Annotated in this window: 17 protein-coding genes; 9 read left to right on the top strand and 8 right to left on the bottom strand. The window is 58.1% G+C overall.

The genetic code is table 11. From position 1 onward, the window contains the following. The first annotated feature begins 53 nt into the window (after positions 1-53). The 5 genes from ssuE to ssuB are packed head-to-tail and all read left to right on the top strand — an operon-like array spanning position 54 to position 4,298. A complete protein-coding gene (gene ssuE, locus RTE01_RS03045) occupies positions 54-629 on the top strand; it encodes an NADPH-dependent FMN reductase (protein ID WP_041144819.1) in 576 nt (191 codons plus the stop codon). Further along, entirely contained in the window at positions 622-1,584 is a 963-nt protein-coding gene (locus RTE01_RS03040; RefSeq protein ID WP_041144818.1) for a sulfonate ABC transporter substrate-binding protein, read from the top strand. The genes ssuE and RTE01_RS03040 overlap by 8 nt, the downstream gene beginning before the upstream one ends. Continuing rightward, the gene (gene ssuD / locus RTE01_RS03035) at positions 1,581-2,726 is read left to right on the top strand and encodes an FMNH2-dependent alkanesulfonate monooxygenase (RefSeq protein WP_041144817.1); all 1,146 of its coding nucleotides are present in this window, start codon (positions 1,581-1,583) and stop codon (positions 2,724-2,726) included. The genes RTE01_RS03040 and ssuD overlap by 4 nt, the downstream gene beginning before the upstream one ends. A 10-nt stretch (positions 2,727-2,736) precedes the next feature. Then, positions 2,737-3,528: an aliphatic sulfonate ABC transporter permease SsuC gene (gene ssuC / locus RTE01_RS03030; RefSeq protein ID WP_123551165.1), complete on the top strand. Its 792-nt coding sequence runs from the start codon at positions 2,737-2,739 to the stop codon at positions 3,526-3,528. Next, positions 3,525-4,298: an aliphatic sulfonates ABC transporter ATP-binding protein gene (gene ssuB, locus RTE01_RS03025; protein WP_041144815.1), complete on the top strand. Its 774-nt coding sequence runs from the start codon at positions 3,525-3,527 to the stop codon at positions 4,296-4,298. The genes ssuC and ssuB overlap by 4 nt, the downstream gene beginning before the upstream one ends. Before the next feature lie 50 nt (positions 4,299-4,348). On the opposite strand, the gene pepN is transcribed toward ssuB, so the two are convergent. Then, positions 4,349-6,964: an aminopeptidase N gene (gene pepN, locus RTE01_RS03020; protein ID WP_134525486.1), complete on the bottom strand. Its 2,616-nt coding sequence runs from the start codon at positions 6,962-6,964 to the stop codon at positions 4,349-4,351. Between the two features lie 329 nt (positions 6,965-7,293). Between pepN and pncB the strand changes: the two genes are divergently transcribed. From pncB to RTE01_RS03000, 4 genes are all read left to right on the top strand, one after another. Beyond that, on the top strand, positions 7,294-8,496 hold the full coding sequence (gene pncB / locus RTE01_RS03015; protein ID WP_134525485.1) for a nicotinate phosphoribosyltransferase: 1,203 nt from the start codon (positions 7,294-7,296) through the stop codon (positions 8,494-8,496). A gap of 166 nt (positions 8,497-8,662) precedes the next feature. Beyond that, positions 8,663-10,063: an asparagine--tRNA ligase gene (asnS, locus tag RTE01_RS03010; protein ID WP_041144812.1), complete on the top strand. Its 1,401-nt coding sequence runs from the start codon at positions 8,663-8,665 to the stop codon at positions 10,061-10,063. Between the two features lie 591 nt (positions 10,064-10,654). Beyond that, positions 10,655-11,737, top strand: a complete 1,083-nt coding sequence (locus tag RTE01_RS03005) for a porin (RefSeq protein WP_041144811.1) — start codon at positions 10,655-10,657, stop codon at positions 11,735-11,737. Positions 11,738-11,928: 191 nt separating this feature from the next. Next, positions 11,929-13,119 carry an amino acid aminotransferase gene (locus RTE01_RS03000; RefSeq protein WP_041144810.1) on the top strand — a complete coding sequence of 397 codons (1,191 nt, stop codon included), beginning with the start codon at positions 11,929-11,931 and terminating at the stop codon, positions 13,117-13,119. Positions 13,120-13,186: 67 nt separating this feature from the next. Here the strand turns inward: RTE01_RS03000 and RTE01_RS02995 are convergent, their stop codons facing one another. From RTE01_RS02995 to cmoM, 7 genes are all read right to left on the bottom strand, one after another. Further along, positions 13,187-13,834, bottom strand: a complete 648-nt coding sequence (locus tag RTE01_RS02995) for an MBL fold metallo-hydrolase (protein WP_041144809.1) — start codon at positions 13,832-13,834, stop codon at positions 13,187-13,189. Between the two features lie 13 nt (positions 13,835-13,847). After that, complete coding sequence (locus tag RTE01_RS02990; RefSeq protein WP_041147566.1) at positions 13,848-14,399, bottom strand: YcbK family protein; 552 nt, start codon at positions 14,397-14,399, stop codon at positions 13,848-13,850. Positions 14,400-14,703: 304 nt separating this feature from the next. Continuing rightward, positions 14,704-16,494, bottom strand: a complete 1,791-nt coding sequence (ldtD, locus tag RTE01_RS02985) for a L,D-transpeptidase (protein WP_134525484.1) — start codon at positions 16,492-16,494, stop codon at positions 14,704-14,706. 197 nt (positions 16,495-16,691) lie between these two features. Beyond that, positions 16,692-21,140: a chromosome partition protein MukB gene (gene mukB / locus RTE01_RS02980; protein ID WP_115193230.1), complete on the bottom strand. Its 4,449-nt coding sequence runs from the start codon at positions 21,138-21,140 to the stop codon at positions 16,692-16,694. Then, positions 21,140-21,844 (bottom strand): chromosome partition protein MukE, encoded by a 705-nt coding sequence (gene mukE / locus RTE01_RS02975; protein ID WP_041144806.1) that lies wholly within the window; start codon positions 21,842-21,844, stop codon positions 21,140-21,142. Before mukE ends, mukB begins: the two co-directional genes overlap by 1 nt. Next, positions 21,825-23,147 (bottom strand): chromosome partition protein MukF, encoded by a 1,323-nt coding sequence (gene mukF / locus RTE01_RS02970; protein ID WP_041144805.1) that lies wholly within the window; start codon positions 23,145-23,147, stop codon positions 21,825-21,827. Before mukF ends, mukE begins: the two co-directional genes overlap by 20 nt. Continuing rightward, a complete protein-coding gene (gene cmoM, locus RTE01_RS02965; protein ID WP_041144804.1) occupies positions 23,144-23,944 on the bottom strand; it encodes a tRNA uridine 5-oxyacetic acid(34) methyltransferase CmoM in 801 nt (266 codons plus the stop codon). The genes mukF and cmoM overlap by 4 nt, the downstream gene beginning before the upstream one ends. Positions 23,945-23,966 lie beyond the last annotated feature (22 nt).

The following is a 23,966-nucleotide window of genomic DNA, read 5'->3' as shown; positions in this document are numbered from 1 at the left end:
ATGTTATCAATAATAGATAAATGCGAACATTTGGTTATAAGGAGAGAGAGAACATGCGTGTCATCACACTTGCGGGCAGCCCGCGCTACCCTTCCCGTTCCAGCGCCCTTCTGGAATATGCCAGAGAGACGCTCTCCGCCGCTGATGTTGAAGTCTGCCACTGGCACCTGCAGAATTTTGATCCGGAAGATCTTCTTTATGCGCGTTTCGATAATCCGGCGCTGCAGACTCTTAATGAACAGCTGGCCGGCGCGGATGGCCTGATTATCGCCACCCCGGTCTACAAGGCCTCTTTTTCCGGCGCGCTGAAGACGCTGCTCGACCTGCTGCCGGAACGCGCGCTGGAAGGCAAAATCGTCCTGCCCCTGGCGACCGGCGGCACCATCGCCCATATGCTGGCGGTTGACTATGCCCTGAAGCCGGTTCTTAACGCCCTGAAGGCCCAGGAGATCCTCCACGGCGTGTTTGCCGATGATAGCCAGGTGACTGACTATCAGCACAAGCCTCAGTTTACGCCAAACCTGCAGGGTCGCCTCGACCACGCGCTGGAGACCTTCTGGCAGGCGCTTCATCGCCCAACCAGCCGCGCGCCGGCCCTGAAAGCAACCCGAGGGGTCGAACATGCGTAAACTCCTCGCTCCCCTGGCGCTCGGCGGGCTGCTGATGCTCTCCGCCCTGAGTCACGCGGCGCAGTCCGCACCGGACGCTCTGCGTATCGGCTATCAAAAAGGCAGCGTCAGCATGGTGCTGGCAAAAAGCCACCAGCTGCTGGAACAGCGCTACCCGGGCACCAAAATCTCCTGGGTGGAGTTTCCCGCCGGCCCGCAGATGCTCGAAGCGTTAAACGTCGGCAGCATTGATATTGGCAGCACCGGCGATATTCCGCCTATCTTTGCCCAGGCCGCCGGGGCCGATCTGGTGTACGTCGGCGCCGAACCGCCGAAACCCAAAGCCGAAGTGATTCTGGTGGCGGAAAACAGCCCGATCAAAGAGGTCGCGCAGCTAAAAGGCCGTAAGGTCGCCTTTCAACGCGGCTCCAGCTCCCACAACCTGCTGCTGCGCGCCTTACAGCAGGCGGGCCTGACGTTCAACGATATCCAGCCAATTTATCTTGCTCCCGCCGACGCGCGTGCGGCTTTCCAGCAGGGTAACGTCGACGCGTGGGCCATCTGGGACCCTTACTACTCCGCGGCTCTCCAGCAGGGCGGCGCCCGGGTTCTGAAAGATGGCACCGACCTGAAGCAAACCGGCTCTTTCTATCTCGCTTCACGCCCTTATGCGCAAAAAAACGGCGCCTTTATTGAGGGCGTGCTGCAGACCTTTAGCCAGGCCGATGCGCTGACGCTCAGCCAGCGTGCGCAAAGCATCACCCTGTTAGCCAAAATCATGGGTCTTCCTGAGGCGGTGATAGCCAGCTATCTCGACCATCGCCCGCCGACCACCATTACGCCGGTTAGCGCCGAAACCGCCGCTCGCCAGCAGCAAACCGCCGACCTGTTCTATGAGAACAAGCTGGTCCCGAAAAAAGTCGATATCCGCGCGCGCATCTGGCAGCCCGCGACCCTTCAGGGAGCGAAATCATGAGTCTGAATATGTTCTGGTTTTTACCTACTCACGGTGACGGCCGCTATCTTGGTACCGAGCAAGGCGCGCGTCCGGTTGATTACGGCTATCTGCAGCAGATTGCGCAGACCGCCGATCGCCTCGGATATACCGGCGTCCTGATCCCCACCGGACGCTCATGTGAAGACGCCTGGCTGGTGGCCGCCTCGATGATCCCGGTGACTCAGCGCCTGAAGTTTCTCGTCGCCCTGCGTCCGAGCGTGGTATCGCCAACGGTCGCCGCGCGCCAGGCAGCGACGCTGGATCGGCTCTCCAACGGCCGGGCGCTGTTTAACCTGGTGACCGGGAGCGATCCGCAGGAGCTCGCCGGAGACGGCGTATTCCTCGATCATACCGAGCGCTATGAAGCCTCGGCGGAATTTACCCATATCTGGCGCCGGCTGATGGAGGGTGAAACCGTCACCTTCAACGGCAAGCACCAGCGCGTGCGCGGTGCGAAACTGATGTTCCCGCCGCTGCAGCAGCCGCGTCCCCCGCTCTACTTCGGCGGATCCTCTGAAGTGGCGCAGGATCTCGCCGCCGAGCAGGTCGATCTCTATCTGACCTGGGGAGAGCCGCCGGCGCAGGTGGCGGAAAAAATCGCCCAGGTGCGCGAAAAGGCTGCCCGTCACGGCCGTAAGGTTCGTTTCGGCATCCGCCTGCACGTCATCGTGCGTGAAACCAACGAAGAGGCCTGGCAGGCGGCGGAGAGCTTAATTTCCCATCTGGATGATGACACCATCGCCCGGGCGCAGGCCGCCTTTGCACAAACCGATTCCGTCGGCCAGCACCGCATGGCCGCCCTGCACAACGGCCAGCGCGACAGGCTCGAAATCAGCCCTAACCTGTGGGCCGGCGTCGGGCTGGCGCGCGGCGGCGCCGGAACCGCGCTGGTCGGCGACGCCGCCACGGTTGCCGAGCGCATCAACGAATATGCCGAGCTCGGTATCGATAGCTTCGTGCTTTCCGGCTATCCACACCTTGAGGAAGCCCTGCGCGTTGGCGAGCTGCTGTTCCCGCTGCTGGACGTCAATATTCCGTCAATCCCGCAGCCGCAGAACCTGCGTCCGCAGGGTGAAGCGGTAGCGAATGAATTTATCCCGCGTAAAGCGGCGCAGAGCTGAGGAGCGACATATGGCTATCGCTGGGCAAAAACTGCTGATCCGCCTTGCCCCCTGGTTTTTACCGGTCGGCACCGTTATCGTCTGGCAGCTCGCCTCTTCGGTGGGCTGGCTCTCCACCCGGATCCTGCCTTCGCCGGAAGGGGTGCTGAAAGCCTTCTGGACGCTCTCCGCCAGCGGCGAGCTTTGGCAACATCTGGCCATCAGCTCGTGGCGCGCGCTGCTTGGCTTCGCTATCGGCGGCTCCATTGGTCTGGTGTTGGGGATGATCAGCGGCCTCTCGCGCTGGGGAGAGCGTCTGCTGGACACCTCGATTCAGATGCTGCGCAACGTGCCGCACCTGGCTCTGATCCCGCTGGTTATTTTATGGTTCGGCATCGACGAGAGCGCCAAGATTTTTCTCGTCGCGCTGGGCACCATGTTCCCAATCTATATCAACACCTGGCACGGTATCCGCAACATTGACCGCGGGCTGGTTGAGATGGCGCGCAGCTACGGCTTATCCGGCTTTGCGCTATTTCGTCACGTGATTCTTCCCGGAGCCCTGCCGTCAATCATGGTCGGTATCCGCTTCGCGCTCGGCCTGATGTGGCTAACGCTGATTGTCGCCGAGACCATCTCGGCAAACGCCGGCATCGGCTACCTGGCGATGAACGCGCGCGAGTTTCTGCAAACCGACGTGGTGGTCGTGGCCATCATTCTCTACGCCATTCTGGGCAAACTGGCCGACTTCAGCGCGCAGCTGCTGGAACGCGTCTGGCTGCGCTGGAATCCGGCCTATCATCTTCAGGAGGCTAACGCATGACTACCGCCCGTCTGAACCCAGGGATCCCGCTGTTGCTTAACGGCGTGACCAAACGCTACGGCGAAAACACCATTCTTAACGCGCTAGATTTACATATTCCTACCGGGCAGTTCGTCGCGGTGGTCGGGCGCAGCGGCGGCGGTAAAAGTACCCTGCTGCGCCTGCTTGCCGGACTGGAGAAACCCAACGCCGGCGAGCTGCTGGCGGGATCCACGCCGCTGGCGCAAATCCAGGACGATACCCGCATGATGTTTCAGGATTCACGCCTGCTGCCGTGGAAAACGGTGATCGATAACGTCGGCCTCGGGCTTAAAGGCTCGTGGCGTGAGGCGGCCCTGCAGGCGTTGGCCAGCGTCGGCCTCGAAAACCGCGCCAACGAGTGGCCGGCGGCGCTTTCCGGCGGACAAAAGCAGCGCGTGGCGCTGGCCCGGGCGCTGATTCATCGCCCCGGCCTGCTGCTGCTCGACGAGCCGCTCGGCGCCCTGGACGCCCTCACCCGCCTCGAGATGCAGGATTTAATCGTCTCGCTCTGGCAGGAACATGGCTTCACCGTCCTGCTGGTGACTCACGACGTGAGCGAAGCGGTGGCGATGGCCGATCGGGTGCTGTTGATTGAAGAGGGCAAGATTGGGCTGGACGTTACGGTGGATATTCCGCGCCCGCGGCATACCGGTTCGGCGCGGCTGGCGGAGCTGGAGGCTGAGGTTCTCAACCGGGTAATGAAGCGCGGCAGGCACGAAGCCTCCCCGCGCCTGTTTAGTCATGGCTAAACGACTCCCGAAGCGCGGCACCAACGCCGCACTTCGGGAGCGGGACGCTATTACGCCAGCGCTTTACTGATTTTCTCGAACAGATCGCCGGAGAGATTCTCCAGACCTTTCAGCTGCTCCAGCGCCGCGCGCATCAGCGCCTGGCGTTTGGCATCATAACGCTTCAGACGAATCAACGGCTCAATCAGGCGCGACGCCACCTGCGGGTTGCGGCTGTTGAGCTCGGTCAGCATCTCCACCAGGAACTGATATCCGCTGCCATCTTCGGCGTGGAAGGCCGCCGGGTTGCTGCCGGCAAAGGCGCCAATCAGCGAGCGCACGCGGTTCGGGTTGTTCATGCTGAACGAACGGTGGTTCAGCAGCGCGCGCACCGTCTCCACGGCGTTATCCGCCGGGCTGGTGGCCTGCAGGATCAGCCATTTGTCCATCACCAGGCCGTCTTGATGCCATTTATCGTCATACTCCTGCATCAGCGCATCGCGGCACGGCAGCTGCGCCGCCACCGCTGCCGACAGAGCCGCCAGCGCGTCGGTCATGTTATCGGCCTGATGGTACTGGGCGACGACCAGCTTATCCGCCAGCTCTGCGTCGCCAAATGCCAGGTAGCGCAGGCAGGTATTGCTCAGCGAACGCTTGCCAATATCGGCATGCTCTACGCGATAGCCGTCGAGCTTATTGACGTTGTAGATAGCGAGGAACTCGTCCGCCAGCTCTTTCGCCAGCGTGCGGGTGAGCGCTTCGCGCACCGCCACAATGGCCAGCGGATCGATAATCGCAAACAGCTCGGCGATTTCACTGGCGGACGGCAGCGTCAGGATTTCTGCCGCCAGCGCCGGATCGATCTTCTCATCCAGCAGGATCGCGCGGAACGCATCGGCGACGTGAACCGGCAGCGACAGGGGCTGGCCCTGCTGATGGCGATTGACGTTAAGCTTGATGTAAGTCGCCAGCAGGCTCTGCGCGGCATCCCAGCGGGAGAAGTCGTTGCGCGCGTGGCGCATCAGGAATGTCAGCTGCTGATCGCTCCACTTATATTCCAGCTTCACCGGCGCGGAGAACTCGCACAGCAGCGCCGGAACCGGCTGGAAGTAGACGTTATCAAAGACAAACGTCTGCTCGGCCTGGGTGACGTTCAGCACGTGATGCACCGGGTGCCCGCCCTTCTGCAGCGGAATCACCTTGCCTTCGTTATCGTAGAGCTCGATATCGAACGGAATATGCAGCGGCTGCTTTTCCGCCTGCTCGGAGGTCGGCGGCGTACGCTGGCTGATGGTCAGCCGGTACTGCTCGGTTTCCGGGTTATAGTCGTCATGCACGCTCACCACCGGCGTACCGGACTGGCTGTACCAGCGGCGGAAGTGCGACAGGTCAACGTTCGACGCGTCTTCCATCGCCTGAACGAAATCGTCGCAGGTGGCGGCGCTGCCGTCATGGCGCTCGAAGTACAGCTGCATGCCTTTCTGGAAGTTGGTCTCACCCAGCAGGGTATGCAGCATGCGGATCACTTCCGCACCCTTTTCATATACCGTCAGGGTGTAGAAGTTATTCATCTCGATAACCTTATCCGGACGAATCGGATGGGCCATCGGGCTGGCGTCTTCGGCAAACTGCAGCCCGCGCATGGTGCGGACGTTGTTAATACGGTTCACCGCGCGCGAGCCCAGATCGGAGCTGAACTCCTGATCGCGGAACACGGTCAGCCCCTCTTTGAGGCTCAGCTGGAACCAGTCGCGGCAGGTCACCCGGTTGCCGGTCCAGTTGTGGAAATATTCGTGGCCAATCACGCGCTCGATATCGAGGTAGTCTTTATCGGTGGCGGTATCGGTGCGGGCCAGCACGTATTTGGAGTTAAAGACGTTCAGCCCTTTGTTCTCCATGGCGCCCATGTTAAAGAAGTCGACGGCGACAATCATGTAGATGTCGAGATCGTACTCGAGGCCGAAACGGGTTTCGTCCCATTTCATCGAGTTTTTGAGCGACGTCATCGCCCACGGCGCGCGGTCAAGGTTGCCACGATCGACGAACAGCTCCAGCGCCACTTCGCGTCCGGAACGGGTGGTGAAGGTATCGCGTAGAACGTCGAAATCACCGGCCACCAGCGCGAACAGGTAGCACGGTTTTGGGAACGGATCCTGCCACTGAGTCCAGTGACGGCCATTTTCCAGCTCGCCCTGCGCCACGCGGTTGCCGTTAGAGAGCAGGTACGGGTATTTCGCCTTATCGGCGATAATTTTGGTGGTGAAGCGCGCCAGAACGTCCGGGCGATCCAGATACCAGGTAATATGGCGGAAACCTTCCGCTTCACACTGCGTGCACAGCGCTTCACCAGACTGATACAGCCCTTCGAGCGCGGTATTGGCCGCCGGGCTGATTTCATTGACGATAGTCAGGGTGAAATGTTCCGGTAATCCGCCAATAACCAGCTGGTTATTTTCTTCTTTATAGTCGCTCCACGGTTGACCGTTAACCTGCAGAGAGACCAACGTCAGGTCTTCGCCATCCAGACGCAATGGCACATCAGACGCAGCCGCGTGACGGGAGACTTTACTCTCGGCCGTAACAACGGTTTTCGCGGCATCCAGGTCAAAGGTCAAATCGATATCGCTAATCAGATAGTCCGGCGCACGATAGTCGTGGCGGTATTTGGCTTGGGGCTGTTGTGTCATAAAAAACCTTTAGCATGTTCCATAAAGTGTCAAACCCAGTCTATTCCTGTTGTGATGTTCTCGCTATGCAGAATCTTCATCTTTTCAACGTCAAACACGAAAATCGCTACATATTGATAACACAGGAGGCACGAAATGCGCTCGACCCGGTGCAAAGCTTGTGGTGTGATCCGTGTTCAATATATTAAACTAGGCCTCGCAAATGACCGTCAGCGTCGCCATCGGCCTTCACTGCGGGACAGAGTCGGGGAATAAAGCTATACTCCGCCTCCTTTTTTCTGCTCTGGTTTTGATGGATACGCTCCAGTGAGAGGATGCTACTGCGCACCATGACACAATTCACTGCTCCTGTACTGCACTCGCTGCTTGATACGGATGCCTATAAGCTGCACATGCAGCAGGCCGTGTTCCACCGCTATAACGAGGTACACGTTGCGGCGGAGTTCCGCTGCCGCGGGGATGATTTGCTCGGCATTTATGCCGATGCGATTCGCGAACAGGTTGAGGCTATGCGCGACCTGAAGCTGCAGGACGATGAGTATCACTGGCTGTCGACCCTGCCGTTCTTTTCCGAGGATTACCTCGACTGGCTGCGCGACTTCCGCTACGACCCGCGACAGGTCACCGTCAGCAACGACAACGGCAAGCTGAACATTCGTCTATCCGGCCCCTGGCGCGAAGTCATTATGTGGGAAGTCCCGCTGCTGGCGGTGATCAGCGAGCTGGTTCATCACTACCGTTCGCCGGAAATCGGCGTTGATCTGGCGCTGGAGACCCTCGAGCGCAAGCTGAGCGACTTCAGGGAAATCACCGCCGATATCGATATGAGCCGCTTCCGTTTGATGGACTTCGGCACCCGTCGTCGCTTCTCGCGCGAGGTCCAGCAGGCTATCGTCAAACGCCTGCAGCAGGAGCCGTGGTTTACCGGCACCAGCAACTACGACCTGGCGCGTCGCCTGCATCTCACGCCGATGGGTACCCAGGCTCATGAGTGGTTCCAGGCCCATCAGCAGATCAGCCCAAGCCTTGCCAGCAGCCAGCGCGCGGCCCTTGCCGCCTGGCTGGAAGAGTATCCGGACCAGCTGGGTATTGCCCTGACCGACTGTATTACGATGGATGCCTTCCTGCGTGATTTCGGCCCGGAATTCGCCGAACGCTATCAGGGACTGCGCCACGACTCCGGAGACCCGGTTGAATGGGGCGAGAAAGCCATTGCCCATTACCAGAAGCTGGGTATCGACCCGCTGAGTAAGGTGCTGGTCTTCTCCGATAACCTCGATCTGACGAAAGCCGTCGATCTCTATCGTCACTTCTCATCGCGGGTGAATCTCAGCTTTGGCATCGGAACGCGCTTAACCTGCGATATTCCACAGGTTAAGCCGCTCAATATCGTGATAAAGCTGGTGGAGTGCAACGGCAAGCCGGTGGCCAAGCTTTCAGACAGCCCTGGCAAGACCATCTGTCACGATAAGGCATTCGTGCGCGCCCTGCGCGAAGCCTTCGACCTGCCGCCGATCAAAAAGGCCAGTTAATCACCACAAGGAGCCGTTCTGGCTCCTTGTTCTTTATTTATTTCCGAAAACTCCCTCTCGCGGTGCGAAATCTGCTTGTCTGACGGAAGATGACAGGTAACATAGATATCCCCCCATTGCAGGGGGAAACAGATGTTTTTATTGGACTACGAATAGAGAGACTATTATGAGCGTTGTGCCTGTAGCCGACGTACTCCAGGGCCGTGTTGCGGTTGACAGCGAAGTCACCGTCCGCGGATGGGTACGTACCCGCCGAGATTCAAAAGCTGGCTTTTCCTTCCTGGCCGTCTATGACGGTTCCTGCTTTGATCCTGTACAGGCCGTCATTAGTAATTCTCTTCCCAATTACAATCAGGAAGTGCTGCGTCTGACTACCGGCTGCTCGGTCATCGTCACCGGTAAAGTCGTGGCATCTCAGGGCCAGGGCCAGAGCTTCGAAATTCAGGCCAGCAGCGTCGAAGTGACCGGCTGGGTCGAAGATCCGGATACCTACCCGATGGCGGCCAAGCGCCACAGCATCGAGTATCTGCGCGAAGTCGCCCACCTGCGTCCGCGTACCAACCTGATTGGCGCGGTTGCCCGCGTGCGTCATACCCTGGCGCAGGCGCTGCATCGTTTCTTTGACGAGCAGGGCTTCTTCTGGGTTTCTACTCCGCTGATCACCGCTTCTGATACCGAAGGCGCAGGCGAAATGTTCCGCGTCTCGACGCTGGATCTGGAAAACCTGCCGCGTAACGACCAGGGCAAAGTGGATTTCGATAAGGATTTCTTCGGCAAAGAGTCATTCCTTACCGTTTCCGGCCAGCTGAACGGCGAAACCTACGCCTGCGCGCTGTCGAAAATCTACACCTTCGGCCCGACCTTCCGCGCGGAAAACTCCAACACCAGCCGCCATCTGGCGGAGTTCTGGATGCTGGAGCCGGAAGTGGCCTTCGCCAGCCTGAACGATGTGGCAGGTCTGGCGGAAGCGATGCTGAAGTACGTCTTCAAGGCCGTACTGGAAGAGCGCGCGGACGACATGAAATTCTTCGCCGAGCGCGTGGATAAAGATGCGGTCGACCGCCTCGAGCGTTTCGTCTCTGCCGATTTCGCCCAGGTCGATTATACCGACGCGGTCACGATCCTCGAAAACTGCGGCAAGCAGTTCGAAAACCCGGTGTACTGGGGCGTGGACCTCTCTTCCGAGCACGAGCGCTACCTGGCAGAAGAGCACTTCAAAGCGCCTGTGGTGGTCAAAAACTATCCGAAAGACATTAAGGCGTTCTACATGCGCCTTAACGAAGACGGCAAAACCGTCGCCGCAATGGACGTTCTGGCACCGGGCATCGGTGAAATTATCGGTGGTTCGCAGCGTGAAGAGCGCCTGGACGTGCTTGACGCACGTATGGCGGAAATGGGTCTTAATAAAGAAGACTACTGGTGGTATCGCGACCTGCGTCGCTACGGCACCGTTCCGCACTCTGGCTTCGGCCTGGGCTTTGAGCGTCTGATTGCCTACGTTACCGGCGTTCAGAACGTTCGCGACGTGATTGCGTTCCCGCGTACTCCGCGCAGCGCGACATTCTGATTTTTATTCCCGCCTTGCAAAAAGGGTCAGCGTAAGCTGACCCTTTTTTATGTCAATTATTGTTAACGAATATCTAGAAACTTAAACATCAACCCTTCCGCGTCACATTTATGTTACGCACTATTTCGCCCCCCACCGAAACAAGAAAGCGCACCTTATGTTCATTCATCGGTGAAATGACTGATTATTTTGCTCATTTTTTAACCACCCGCCGCACAACATGCAAAGACAAATGCTGAGTGAAAAAAAAGCGAAATCCAGCCACAAAATGCACAAATCGCCACTTATCTAAATTAATCATAATTAATTCATATAGATATATAAGACATGGTGATTTTATGCGCAAAGTGGAACGGAATTTTGATTGAGTTCACAAAGTTCCCAAAAATTCACACTTTGTTACACACACTTTCTTATTGTTACTTATATGCGACATTGGTAGCATTTTCAGGCTAGCGAAACGCTGGCGCGGATGGAAAGATGCCTTCAGACACCAAACTATCATCAATGGTTCTGTAAATTTTTATTGACAGAATGTATTGGCGGCAGTGGCAAGTGTTCATATAAAAATACTAATGAGGGTAATAAATAATGATGAAGCGCAATATTCTGGCAGTGGTAATCCCTGCTCTGCTGGTAGCCGGCGCAGCAAATGCTGCAGAAATCTATAACAAAAACGGCAACAAACTGGACTTTTACGGGAAAATGGTTGGCGAGCACGTTTGGACAACAAACGGCGACACCAACAGCTCCGACACCACCTATGCACGTATCGGCCTGAAGGGCGAAACCCAGATCAACGATCAGCTGACCGGTTACGGCCAGTGGGAATACAACATGGATGCGTCCAACGTTGAAGGTTCCCAGGGGACTAAAACCCGTCTGGCATTCGCAGGCCTGAAGGCTGGCGAATACGGTTCATTCGACTACGGCCGTAACTACGGTGCCATCTATGACGTTGAAGCTGCAACCGATATGCTGGTTGAGTGGGGCGGCGACGGCTGGAACTACACCGACAACTTCATGACTGGCCGTACCAACGGCGTTGCTACCTACCGTAACTCTGACTTCTTCGGTCTGGTTGACGGCCTGAGCTTCGCGCTGCAGTATCAGGGTAAAAACGACACAAGCCGTGCTATCCAGAAACAAAACGGCGACGGCGTCAGCACCTCTGCAACCTACGCATTCGAAAACGGTATCGCGCTGTCTGCAGGCTACGCGAACTCTAACCGCAGCATCGCTCAGAAAGCTGATGGCAACGGTGACAAAGCTGAAGCATGGGCAACCTCCGCTAAGTACGATGCAAACAACGTCTATGCGGCAGTGATGTACTCCCAGACTTACAACATGACTCCGGAAAACCAGGCTAACTACTTCGCTGGCAAAACTCAGAACTTTGAAGCCGTTGCTCAGTACCAGTTCGACTTCGGTCTGCGTCCGTCCGTGGGCTACGTTCAGACCAAAGGCAAAGACCTGCAGGGCCGCGCTGGCTTCTCCGGCGGCGATGCTGACCTGGTTAAATACGTAGAACTGGGTACCTGGTACTACTTCAACAAGAACATGAACGTCTACGCAGCATACAAATTCAACCTGCTGGACGACAACGAATACACCAAAACTGCTGGCGTAGCCACCGACGACCAGGCGGCAGTGGGTATCGTTTACCAGTTCTAAGTTTTCAGCAGTACACCCCTTCGTGATATGCCTAAAAAGCAGGACTTCGGTCCTGCTTTTCTACGTTACTAAGGCAAAGATCGTAACTTTGGAAAACCTTCGCGCTTTTTGTCGCAAACGGTTGGCAATTGGTCATTCTCCCGTTACCCTGATAGCGGAACTCCCTTCAGTAATCACAATGGAACCTCGTCATGTTTGAGAACATTACTGCCGCCCCTGCCGACCCTATTCTGGGCCTGGCCGATCTGTTTCGTGCCGATGACCGTCCTACAAAAATTAACCTCGGGATTGGCGTTTATAAAGATGAAACGGGTAAAACCCCGGTCCTGACCAGCGTGAAGAAGGCAGAGCAATATCTGCTGGAGAATGAGACCACAAAAAATTATCTGGGTATCGACGGTATTCCGGAATTTGGTCAATGCACGCAGGAGCTGCTGTTCGGTAAAGGAAGCGCTATCATCAGCGACAGGCGTGCCCGTACCGCCCAGACCCCTGGTGGTACCGGTGCCCTGCGCGTTGCCGCTGACTTCCTTGCCAAAAATACCGACGTTAAGCGCGTTTGGGTGAGCAACCCGAGCTGGCCGAACCACAAGAGCGTATTCAATTCCGCCGGCCTTGAGGTTCGCGAGTACACCTACTACGATGCGGCTAGCCGCACGCTCGACTTTGCCGGCCTGCTGGCAAGCCTCAATGAAGCTCAGGCGGGTGACGTTGTTCTGTTCCACGGCTGCTGCCACAACCCAACCGGTATCGATCCGACGCTGGAACAGTGGCAACAGCTGGCACAGCTCTCCGTTGATAAGGGCTGGCTGCCGCTGTTCGACTTCGCCTACCAGGGCTTTGCCCGCGGTCTGGAAGAAGATGCCGAAGGCCTGCGCGCCTTTGCCGCGCTGCACAAAGAGCTGCTGGTTGCCAGCTCCTACTCGAAGAACTTCGGCCTGTACAATGAGCGCGTTGGCGCCTGTACGCTGGTCGCGAGCGATAGCGACACCGTTGACCGCGCGTTCAGCCAGATGAAGTCAGCGATCCGCGCTAACTACTCCAACCCGCCGGCGCACGGCGCTGCCGTTGTGGCGACAATCCTCAGCAACGATGCTCTGCGCGCTATCTGGGAGCAGGAGCTGACCGACATGCGCCAGCGCATTCAGCGTATGCGCCTGCTGTTCGTCAATACCCTGCAGGAAAAAGGCGCTAACCGCGACTTCTCCTTCATCATTAAGCAAAACGGCATGTTCTCGTTTAGCGGCCTGACCAAAGAGCAGGTTCTGCGCCTGCGCGAAGAGTTCGCTATTTACGCCGTGGCTTCCGGGCGTATCAACGTTGCTGGCATGACGCCGGACAACATGGCGCCGCTGTGTGAAGCGATCGTCGCCGTACTGTAACGCCGCAGGACCCTAAAAAAAGAAGGCCGCATTTGCGGCCTTTTTTGTATTTAGCGTCCGGGCATGGTTACCAGACCGGCATTTCATCCTGCAGGAAGGGATTGTGCAAACGCTCATGACCCAGCGTTGACATCGGCCCGTGGCCGGGGATAAACGTCACGTCATCGCCCAAAGGCAACAGCTTGCGTTTAATCGCGTCGATCAGCTGGCCGTGGTCGCCGCGCGGGAAGTCGCTACGCCCGACGCCACCTTTAAAGATAACGTCGCCGGAAACCAGCAGCCGCGACGCGTCATCGAAGAAAACAACGTGTCCCGGCGTATGGCCCGGGCAGTGCAGAACCTGCAGAGAAACGTTCCCCACGCTGACGACATCGCCTTCATTGAGCCAGCGGTCAGGATGCAGCGGCTGGCAATCCTCCAGGCCGAACATCCGGCTTTGCGCAGGGAGTCCTTCCAGCCAGAACTCATCTTCTTTTTCCGGGCCGATAATCGGCACGCCGTAATGTTGCGCCAGCTCGGCTGCCGCACCAACGTGATCGAGATGACCGTGAGTGAGCAAAATCTGCATCAGGCTAACGCCCGCTGCCGCCACTTCCTGTTTGATTCGCTCTGCATCACCGCCGGGATCGACCAGCGCAGCAAGTCGGGTTTGCTCACACCAGATTAAAGAGCAGTTCTGGGCGAACGCGGTAACCGGAATAATACGATAGTTCATGACGCTCCTTTCGTTACCAGTGCCTTACCGGACCGGTATCAATATGCACAAAGTTGCTACGTGGGTAGTATCCTACACCACCCGCGCCCATAGATAACGCCGCTTTGCGAACATTGCTCAACGAAATGCCTTCAATATGAAAATCCATGGCCTGGCCTTTGGTGTGGTAGCTATGTTTGGCTACACCGCGGCTTCGTGCACGTAGCTCATCGTTGGTATCGAGGGAACGATAGCCGGAGATCAGCTGGACAGGCTTACTGGTGCCAAGTAATCCCTGCAGGCGATAAAGATGATCGAATAAGCTCGGATCGATGGACTTTATTTTATTCGCGCGGAAATCACGGAAGAAATGGTTAAGTCTTGCTAATTCATCCTGAATATAGCCTCTGCCATCGAAGAACTCCGCTTTGAGTGATTCACCGGTATGCAGGTTATTCAGCGTCAAAATACGCGGTCGGGGGGTCGAGAGGGTGGCAAATGCCGGCGCAGGCAAAATGGCTGCTGCACCTAGCGCAGCGCCACCTAGCGCCAGCAGTTTGCGGCGATTAGCGTCAAATTTGTCCATGATAATCAGGTCTACAAGTAAATGAATCGAAATATACACGCCATCCTTCAAGCTGCCTGTTTACTGGCGACGTCTTCTCCCCCGCGCACTTACCGTAGCAAGCGTCAGGAGGTTCCCAGACCTGTCACCTCAATGCAGTTTTAATGGTGTTGTGTAATATGCACTTCTGGCGCACGAAAGGCACCTTACCGGGCATTATTGCCAACGTCAAGGCGGCCTAACCCCAGTGAAAACGGGCCCTGTAGACGAACAGCGCCTGTTTTCACCCAGAGTTAGGACAACGATATCCGTTGAACTACTTCATTTACCTGATTAATTGTTCGGCTTTTGCCAGAATTTGTGCGCCAGATCGCGCGGTGAGATCGTAATTGTAAATATCTGTTCGATATTGTGTGCGTCCATCAGCGCCAACAAAGGCGGTGAGATAATAAAGATTCACCGGGATATTGTTGCGGATATTCACATAGCGGGTATCGCCCTGCTTAAGCGCGGCGGAAATTCGCGTATCGTTCCAGCCCGCATCCTGCAGCAGCATATTTGCCAGCTCGGAGGCCTTATTCACGCGCACGCAGCCGGAGCTCAGCGCCCGTACGTCTTTCTGGAACAGGTTGTGATTCGGCGTATCGTGCAGATAGATAGCGTCAGAACTCGGCATGTTGAATTTGTAGCGCCCCAGCGAGTTGCGCGCGCCCGGAGCCTGCTGGAAGCGGAACGGAAGATTGCTCTCGGTGATTGTCGACCAGTCTACGCGATAAGGGTCGATCGCCTCTTTGCTGTTCCAGCCGCGCATCAGGGTATAGCCATGCTGCTCAAGATAGCCAGGATCGTTGCGCACCTTCGGCAGAATATCTTTGCGCGCCAGCGTCGGCGGCACGTTCCACGGCGGATTGACCACCACGTTATTCAGCGCGCTGCTCATCATCGGCGTTTTACGGTCCGGACGACCGACGATCACCCGCGATGCCAGCACCTGGCTACCGTCCTGGTAATAGACCAGCGAAAAGGCCGGAATATTCACCATAATGCCGGTCGACAGTTTGCCAGGCAGCAGGCGCAAGCGCTGAATGTTGAGCGCCACCACCCCGGCACGCTGCGCCGCGGAGACGTTCAGACTATCGCGCGTGGATTGGCCGATCACGCCGTCCGCGCCCAGCCCCTGCCAGGCCTGAAAGCGCTTTACGCCCTCAACCAGCTGGCGATCGTAAATGCCGCGGGCGGCCGGCTTGCTTTTCTTGCCCGCCGACGGGCTGACAACGTCGCCCGGGAGGGTAATTTTCGCCGAATCATCCAGCATGCCGGTACGCTGTAATATCTCGCGCAGCGCGCCGATATCATTACTCCACTCGCCCGGACGCAGCGATGCGCTGCCGGTCATCTGCGGCCACGGCCGCGAATCGGCCACCAGCTGCAGCAGCGCCTGATGCATCGCTTCATACTGCGGATGGCGCGGCGTGAGTCCGGCAATAAACTGCGGCAAAGAGCCATTATCCAGCGCCAGCTGCCACTGATTGATGACCGATAGCGGCGGCGTGGCCATGGTGTAGGGTTTGGTTCCGTATAGCCAGCGGTTGCCCTGAATCGGAATACCGCTAATAAAATGCAGGTAGCCCATCATGGCGTCGGACAGCACGACATCACGCGCCATTCCGCTCACCGCGGGATCGGTCAGCAGGCTCACCCAGGTGGTGAACTGCGGCTGGAAACCGGCGATAGCGACTTCGGCCAGCTGCTGCTGAAAAGCCTGCACCGCCTCACGGCTATCCCACATCGGTTTCATATCCCTGGCCGCATACAGCGACACCAGCGGATTCATAAAGACGGGCTTATAGCCAGCCGGAAGCAGCGCTTCAATCTCAGCCCGGCTTTTCGCGGCGACCTCGGTCGCCAGAGGCTGCTCGCCGGCCATTTTCGCCACCGTGGCAGACTGGCCGTTGTTTAGCAGCAGCGCTGACGAAAGCTCTCCCAGCGTGGCGGAACTGTCCGTGGGTACGACTTCAGGCTCTTCGGCCTGGACATTGAACAGTGGAGCAAATGCAAAAGCCAGGCTCAAGCTCAGCGCCGACAATTGACGACCATACCGTTTCTTTAGCAACATCCCTTGCCCCCCTGTTGACACATTGCCGCCCTTAAAAATAGGGCTCACTCTCAGTATATAAAGGCGAAAACGCTTTTGCCTTCCCAAATGTAAAGAAGTTTAAAGATTATACAACGTTAACACATCATACCGGCTAACAAAAAGGGCGACATCATGTCGCCCTTTTAGACTACTCACTCCCTACCGCAGCAGATCGGTCAGGAAGCGTCCGCCGTGCCCGGCAGCGTTTGGGGCAGCTGGGCCGCGAAACCGCGCAGGCCAACCACGTGCACGTGCTCATGGTTATTGAACACCTTACGCACCAGCTTATAGGTGGTGCCTTTTTCCGGACTGATATTTTCCGGGGCGGCAATAATCAGCTGCATTTCCAGACGTTCGCACAGCTCAAACAGGGTGGCGATAGAGCGGGCGTCAAGACGCGCCGCTTCATCGAGGAACAGCAGACGGCACGGCGACAGGTCTTTACCGCGCAGGCGGCGAGACTCGTCTTCCCAGCTCTGAACGACCATCACCAGAATCGACATCCCGGTACCGATCGCTTCCCCGGTCGACAGCGCGCCGGACTCCGCGCGCAGCCAGCCGTCGGAGCCACGGTTAACTTCCACTTCCATCTCCAGATAGTTGCGGTAGTCCAGCAGCTCTTCGCCGATGGTTTGCGGGGTACGCTGGCCCATATCAATCTGCGGATTGAGGCGCTGATAGAGCTTCGCCAGCGCTTCCGAGAAGGTCAGGCGGTTGCTGTTGAACAGATCCTGATGCTGCTCATGCTGTTCAGACAGCACGTCGAGCAGCGTCGAGTGGGTTTCCCGCACGTTGACGTTGAGACGCACGCTGTTGACCTGACCAAAGGAGACGCTCTGCAGACCCTGGTTGAGCATCCGAATACGGTTCTGCTCGCGCTGAATGGTCTTGCGGATGATATTGGCCACGCTGCGGGAGCTGATCGCCAGCTTCTGCTCGCGGTTGGTCAGCTCTTCGGTCAGACGGCTGAGCTCGATCTCCATCTGCTCAATCGCCTCGACCGGGTCGTCGGTGCGGATAATATCCTGACGGATACGCTCGCGCAGGTGCTGGTAGACGGCGACGAAGAACTGAATTTTGCGCTCAGGACGCTTCGGATCTTCAGAGACTCGCAGCACGTCACGCAGGTGTTCGTTATCGGAAACCGCCAGACGCAGCGCGCCGAGCGCTTTATCCGACATCGAACGCAGCTCATCTGCCGAGAGGTAGGCCAGCTCGCGACGGTGCAGTCGGCGCTCAACGCCGTTGTCTTTCACCAGCCGCATCACCGCACACCAGCCGGCTTTGGCGCTGACAACCTGCTCACGCATTTCGCAGTAATCACGCTCAAGCTTGCGCAGCCTGCGGGTCAGGTTATCCATCTCCGCTTCGCAGAAGGTCAGGGCTTTTTCCAGCTGATTGCGCCGCGAGCGGTTATTGCTCAGACGCGTATGCAGCTCATCACGACGCACGCGGGCGCGCTCTTCCGCCCCGCTATCGGCGCGCACGCCGATATCCTGCAGCTCTTTATACAGATCGCCCAGCAGCTCTTTTTTGGTGTCATACGAGCTTTTCAGCGAGGCCAGAACCTGGTTGTACTGGTTCAGCTGCGCGGTATGCGTACGCGTGGCGTCACGAGCCCGGCTGCGTTCGCCCTCCGCCTGCTCCAGACGCTGGCGCAGTTTTTCGTTGAGATCGCTGTTGCCGCTGAGCATCTCGGCGGAATCAGAGTAGCTAAAGTGAGCGCGACGCTGCACCACTTCGCTGAGCGCAAACGCCTGCTGGCGCGCTTCACGCTGGGTTTGCTGCGAGTAAGCGTAATCTTCTTTCAGCTGCTCGAACTGCTCCGGATCGCTCTGCAGTACCGAGAGCATCGGTTCCAGCTTCGCCAGCTGATTGCCGTGCTGCTGGATAAAGCGAGCCGCTTCCTCGGCTTCGTCCAGGCGCTCCTGAATTTCGTCAACGCGATCGGCCAGCGTATCGTCCGCCAGCAGGCTAAGGCGCGGCAGCAGGCGGTTAAGCGCGGAAACGCCCTCTTTCGCCTGCTCGTACTGCACCCGGTTCTGCTGGTTATCGCTCTCGTGCGCGTTAAGCGCCCGCTCCAGCTCGCCGCGGCGGCCGTTCAGCTTACGGATCTCTTCTTCCGGATCGTCTTCAAAGGCCACCGCCAGGTGGCTGCCGATAAAGCGGCTGAAGGCCTGGTGCTGACGCTGGGTCTTCTGCACGTCGAACGACAGGGTCGCAAAACGCTCGGAGAGATCTTCCCGCTCGGCGTGCAGGCTTTCAATACGGCTTTCACGGGCGGCGCGGCCAAACAGCGGCAGCGTCGGGAAGCGCGAGTAGCGCCACTGGCGATCGGCAACCTTGACGACCACCGCTTTTTCCAGCTCATCAACGCTAAAGACGCTGTCATCGAACGACTGCGGATCGCCTTCGATCAGGTAGAGATCTTCCGGGCAATCCTCCAGGCCTTCAAGCTGCCCGGTGAGCTGCGACAGGTCGGGAACCACGATGGCATGGCGCGACGGGCCGTACAGGGCCGAGAAGTACGGCGCATCTTCGAGGCTAACGTCGTCATAAATTTCTGACAACAGCACGCCGCCAAAGCGCTCTGCCAGGGCATTCAGCCGCGGATCTTCCGAGCCTCCCGGTTGGCTAAGACGCTCAATCTCTTCATCAATGGCCCGCTTACGCGCGCCGACTTCGTCGCGCTCAACGATAGCCTCGCGCTCGCGCTCCAGCAGCTGCTGGAGATATTCGGTCACGTCCTGGCTTGATTCAAACTGCTGGCCGCTCTGCTCGCAAAGCTGGCTGAGGCTGTTCTGCGCCGCCAGCCAGATCGGCGCCCGACGCAGCAGCGTCTGGGTACGAGACTGCAGCTGCTCCAGCTCCTGACGCAGCGTCATTCGCTGTTCGCTGGCGGAGGAGACGCCGTCGGACAAGGAGGCAATTCGCGCTTCCAGCTCCTCGTGCAGCGTTTCCAGGCGGTCAATATCGTAACGCTTGCCCTGGCGCTTGCAGAATTCGTTGAGCTGGCGTTCAGCTTCCTGCTGCTCGCGCAGGCGCTGCTCCAGCTCGGTCAGGCGGCTACGCAGCCCCGCGGCCTGTTCGGCGTGATGGCGCTGGTTGACGCCGTCGCGCAGCAGCTCGCGCGCCACGTTCCAGGCTTCATTACGCGCCAGCGGGCCGTTGATGGCCACCACCAGCTGGAAAGCCTGCTCAAACTGACCGTGCGCGGTTTGCGCAACGCTCATTTTTTGTTCCAGCGACAGCATTTTCTCCGTCGCTTCCTGCTCCTTCGCCTGGAAAGTTTCCAGCCACTCGCCGGCGCTTTCCGCAGTTAAATCCGGCAGATGGCACAGCGCCTTCGCACGGTCTAAGGCCTGCAGCGCCTGGTTGTACTGGATCGCGCGGGTCTGCTGGACGTCCAGCGCCTGCTGGTAGTCGGCAAGCTGGCTTTTCAGCTCATCCACTTCCAGCTCTGCGGCTTCCGCACGAGCCTCGTTCTCTTCCTGCAGATCGGTCGCTTCCGCCACCACTTCGTTCTGCTCTTCAAGACGGATCTGCAGCTCATCGAGATCCGCTTCGTAGCGCTCGATTTTTTCCTGCTGGCGAAGCGCGGTTTGCACCAGGTTCAGATGATCGCTGGCGGCCTGATAGTCGGCCTCAAGATCGCCTTCTGCCCCGTTATGCTCCTGCAGCTCGCGGGCCATATCGACGTGCTTATACTGCTCTGCCGCCAGCTGTGCGCGGGAGGTGAACAGATCGCGGCGATACTCCAGCGCCTTATCCAGATGGACGCGACGCTCGTTGGCGTGACGCATGTAGTCCGCCGCCACGTAGTTGGTGGCCTCGCTGATCAGGTGCTTAAACAGATCGCGGTCGGACTGCGTGACGCGAATCGCCTCCAGGGTCATGCGGTTTTCACGCAGCGCGGCTTCCATATCCTGGAACGCCTTGCGCACGCCGCTGTTTTCCGGCAGCAGGTAGTCGCGCAGCGAGCGGGTAATGGTGTTGGAGATCCCGCCGTACAGCGAGGCTTCGATCAGGCGATAGTATTTGCTACGGTCAGAGGCCGAGCGCAGACGACGGGCGACCACGCCCAGATCGAACATCAGCGAGTGGTAGTCGGTTATCGAGTTGAACTGCTTGAACTGCACCCCTTCGATCTCTTCCAGCTTATCTTTCAGCTCGTTGAGGCTCAGGACGCGCGCCTGGCGTTCGTTAAGGGTTTCCGTCAGCAGCTGCGTCGGTTGGATAGCGTCCGGCAGACCCTGAATGGCAAACGGCTTAATATCCACTTTGCGATCGCGACCGGCGATCTGCTGCAGGCGCACGCCCACCACCACCCTCTGGTGGTGAGAGTTGATAACGTCCAGCACCGAGTAGCACACCCCGGCGCGCAGCTTGCCGTGCAGGCCCTTATCGCGCGAGCCGCTGGTGGCGCCTGCTTCGGTGGTGTTACGGAAGTGCAGCAGGGTCAGGTCCGGGATCAGGGCCGTGACGAAGGCCGCCATGGTGGTTGATTTCCCGGCGCCGTTACCCCCAGAAAGCGTGGTAACCAGTTCATCCAGGTCAAACGTTCGGGCAAAAAAGCCGTTCCAGTTAACCAGCGTTAGCGAGCGAAATTTACCGCGTTCAATCATTACTCTTCCTCCCCGCTATCCGGCTGATTCTCTTCATTCTCATCGTTGAGCTGCAGGTGATTCTCCAGCGCCATCGCTTCGCCGTCGCGGATCAGGCGCTTCTGCGCCTCGCGCGGATCGTCGCCGGCGCGAACGTCAGCGCCGAAGCGGAACACCGATTCGGTTATGCGGAATTTGCTGCTGTCATGGCCCATAAACCACACCATGCCGAGACGGCGCAGGCGGTTAAGCGACGCGCGCATTTTTTCCTGCAGCTTCTGCCTGTCGAGGTCGGAGCCGGTGGAGCGGTTATTCACCAGCTTCAGCAGCTTGGCTTCGTCCGCCAGGCTCAGCAGCTCGTCATAGAGCTCCTGCTGGGTGAAGATCCCCTCATTCGCCAGACGCTCCGGGCTAAGATAGAGGTAGCAGAGAATTTTGCCGACCATCATATCCAGCTCTGACAGCACCGAGCGCGGGATCAGCGTGGTGGAGCGCGGACGCAGGTAGAAGAACCCTTCCGGCGCGCGAATCAGCTCAACGTTATAGCGAGCGTAAAACTCTTCCAGGTAGTCCTGAAAATCCATCAAAAATGCGTGATTATCCAGTTCGTCCAGGCCGATATGACGGCCCGCACGCAGGGCGCTATCCAGCGCCGGAAATAACGGATTGCCCAACGCCAGCGCCAGCTTAACTGGCATCACTTGTTCAATATTTGTCGATGACATGCGCCTGTACCTTGGCTCCGTAATCATTAATCGGCTGCCATTGTGCCGGCAGTCCGGTGAAATCTGCTTGCGCTACGCCCAAACGTACCGCCTGATCGACGACGATTCTCGCCACATCGAAGTGCCGCGCGCGCGGATACTGCGCCAGATACTCGCGAACGACCAGGCCGAGGTCCAGCGGCAGACCTTTGTCTTTATAGATAACCAGCTGCGCTTCAATCAGGGCCGCCAGCTGTTCACGGATCTCATTAAACTCTTCGTACTCCAGATCCTCAGGGAGCTCCCCGGTGACCTCTTCGTCGAGCAGCGCCATCTCTTCATCACGCATATCGAGCAGGCGGTCGGCGCTGGCGTGGGTCAGGGCCCACGGCGCATCGAAGTAGGTCTGCACCGACTGGCGTAGACGCTGAGCAAAGACGCGGTTTTTATCCATATCAATGGCGGTACGGATAAACTTGTGCACGTGGCGATCGTAGCCGATCCACAGGTCGATGGCCTGCTGGCCCCAGCTTACGATACGATCCAGCTTGCTTTGCAGATCGAACACCAGGCGATCGACAAAATGCAGGTCGTCCCGCGCGATAGTCGCGTCCTGGATCCGCAGCAGGTTAGCCTGCAGCTTATCGCCCGCCGCGTCCAGCGTATCCTGCAGTTCGCGCAGCGTCCCGGAGGTTTCCGAAAGCAGCAGCTCGCAGCTGGAGATCGCCGCTCGCCAGTCTTTGTTCAGCAGCTGGGCGATGTCGTCCTTCACCAGCTGCTGCTGTTCATCCATGATCCTCTGGGTCAGATCGATGCTGTCAAAAATTTCCGCGACCGAATATTTCAGCGGCGCGAAGACGTTACGATGCCAGTGAAACTCGTCGCCGCCCTCTTCCGCAGAATCGGCGGCGCGCTTGAGCTCGCCGGCGACGATCGAGAGCTGCATCGACAGGCGCAGCGTGGAGAACTCGCGCTGGCGAATATAGTAGTCGGTAATCCCAATACCTAACGGCGTCAGGCGATAAATGGCGTTGCCTTCCGTGAGTTCGCTGGTAAAGCGGTTCAGCAGACGCTGGCGCACCATATCGTTAATCGCGTTATTGGCGCGCTGGCTGATGGTTTCGCTGGTCTGCTCAAACGCATCACTAACGTGGCGGAACGCGTCCACCAGTTCTCCCTCGGTCATTTCCCCTTCAAGCCGCTCGCCGTTCAGCGTGGCAACCGCCAGCAGAAAAGAGAGTCTGTCGACCGGCAGCGAAATAGAAAAATCATTTTTTCTGGCCCAGGCAACCAGTTCGGGGACTGTCTGGGAAAATTCACTCATACTTTATCCTTGCATCTGCAGCTCTGAGCCTGGTTCTTCATCGCGGTGACGTGAATATAGCGACCCAGGCTAATATACGGCTCCTGGCGACAGTAGCGCGTCTCCAGCTCCAGCAGCGCCGCAAAATTGTCGCGCTGTCTGCGTTTTTCACGCAGATAGTCATGAAACACCCGCACGCCGGTTTTGCCGGTAATTTGCCAGCCCTGCTCTTCCAGCCAGCCGTACACCTGCTCCGGGGAACGCGGATAGTCCGGCGATAGCGTGCGTTTTTTCTTTTTTGGCATCCCGATCTGCACGTAATCGAAGTTTCCGACAACCATGTTGTGCATCAGCAGACCGTTAGCATTGTAGAACATTAGCGACAGCGCGCCGCCGGGACGCAGCACCGACCACAGCGCCTGCAGCATCTCCTGAGGCTCGGCCACCCATTCCAGCACCGCATGAAACAGTATCAGATCGACCGGGCTTTCCAAATGCTGCTCAATATCCTGAGCCGCGCATTGTACAAAATGCATGTTGTCGATCACACCTTTATCGACTGCCGCCTGTCGGGCGCGGGCAACCATCTCGGCAGAAAGATCGCAGAGCGTGACGTGATGACCCATCTGCGCCACCTTTACCGCCGTTTGCCCCTCGCCGCCGCCGGCGTCAAGAACGCGCAGCGGCCCGGGACCCAGCCGATCCAGCAGCGGCTGCAGATCCTGCCAGAGGATAGCCTGGCGCAGTTCGCCCTTGGTAGTGCCGTATATATTGCGCGAAAACTTTTCGGCAATGTCATCGAAATTGCGATCCTGCACGGGCGACTCCACAAGCCAACAC

Source organism: Klebsiella terrigena, assembly GCF_006539725.1.
Taxonomy (GTDB): Bacteria; Pseudomonadota; Gammaproteobacteria; order Enterobacterales; family Enterobacteriaceae; genus Klebsiella; species Klebsiella terrigena.
The sequence above is the reverse complement of the archived record's forward strand: the minus strand, read 5'-3'. Positions and strand labels throughout refer to the sequence as shown.

Excerpts from the sequence above, each read along its gene's own strand:
- ssuE (WP_041144819.1), top strand. The coding sequence starts at position 54 with ATGCGTGTCATCACACTTGCGGGCAGCCCGCGCTACCCTTCCCGTTCC.
- RTE01_RS03040 (WP_041144818.1), top strand. The coding sequence starts at position 622 with ATGCGTAAACTCCTCGCTCCCCTGGCGCTCGGCGGGCTGCTGATGCTC.
- ssuD (WP_041144817.1), top strand. The coding sequence starts at position 1,581 with ATGAGTCTGAATATGTTCTGGTTTTTACCTACTCACGGTGACGGCCGC.
- ssuC (WP_123551165.1), top strand. The coding sequence starts at position 2,737 with ATGGCTATCGCTGGGCAAAAACTGCTGATCCGCCTTGCCCCCTGGTTT.
- ssuB (WP_041144815.1), top strand. The coding sequence starts at position 3,525 with ATGACTACCGCCCGTCTGAACCCAGGGATCCCGCTGTTGCTTAACGGC.
- pepN (WP_134525486.1), bottom strand. The coding sequence starts at position 6,964 with ATGACACAACAGCCCCAAGCCAAATACCGCCACGACTATCGTGCGCCG.
- pncB (WP_134525485.1), top strand. The coding sequence starts at position 7,294 with ATGACACAATTCACTGCTCCTGTACTGCACTCGCTGCTTGATACGGAT.
- asnS (WP_041144812.1), top strand. The coding sequence starts at position 8,663 with ATGAGCGTTGTGCCTGTAGCCGACGTACTCCAGGGCCGTGTTGCGGTT.
- RTE01_RS03005 (WP_041144811.1), top strand. The coding sequence starts at position 10,655 with ATGATGAAGCGCAATATTCTGGCAGTGGTAATCCCTGCTCTGCTGGTA.
- RTE01_RS03000 (WP_041144810.1), top strand. The coding sequence starts at position 11,929 with ATGTTTGAGAACATTACTGCCGCCCCTGCCGACCCTATTCTGGGCCTG.
- RTE01_RS02995 (WP_041144809.1), bottom strand. The coding sequence starts at position 13,834 with ATGAACTATCGTATTATTCCGGTTACCGCGTTCGCCCAGAACTGCTCT.
- RTE01_RS02990 (WP_041147566.1), bottom strand. The coding sequence starts at position 14,399 with ATGGACAAATTTGACGCTAATCGCCGCAAACTGCTGGCGCTAGGTGGC.
- ldtD (WP_134525484.1), bottom strand. The coding sequence starts at position 16,494 with ATGTTGCTAAAGAAACGGTATGGTCGTCAATTGTCGGCGCTGAGCTTG.
- mukB (WP_115193230.1), bottom strand. The coding sequence starts at position 21,140 with ATGATTGAACGCGGTAAATTTCGCTCGCTAACGCTGGTTAACTGGAAC.
- mukE (WP_041144806.1), bottom strand. The coding sequence starts at position 21,844 with ATGTCATCGACAAATATTGAACAAGTGATGCCAGTTAAGCTGGCGCTG.
- mukF (WP_041144805.1), bottom strand. The coding sequence starts at position 23,147 with ATGAGTGAATTTTCCCAGACAGTCCCCGAACTGGTTGCCTGGGCCAGA.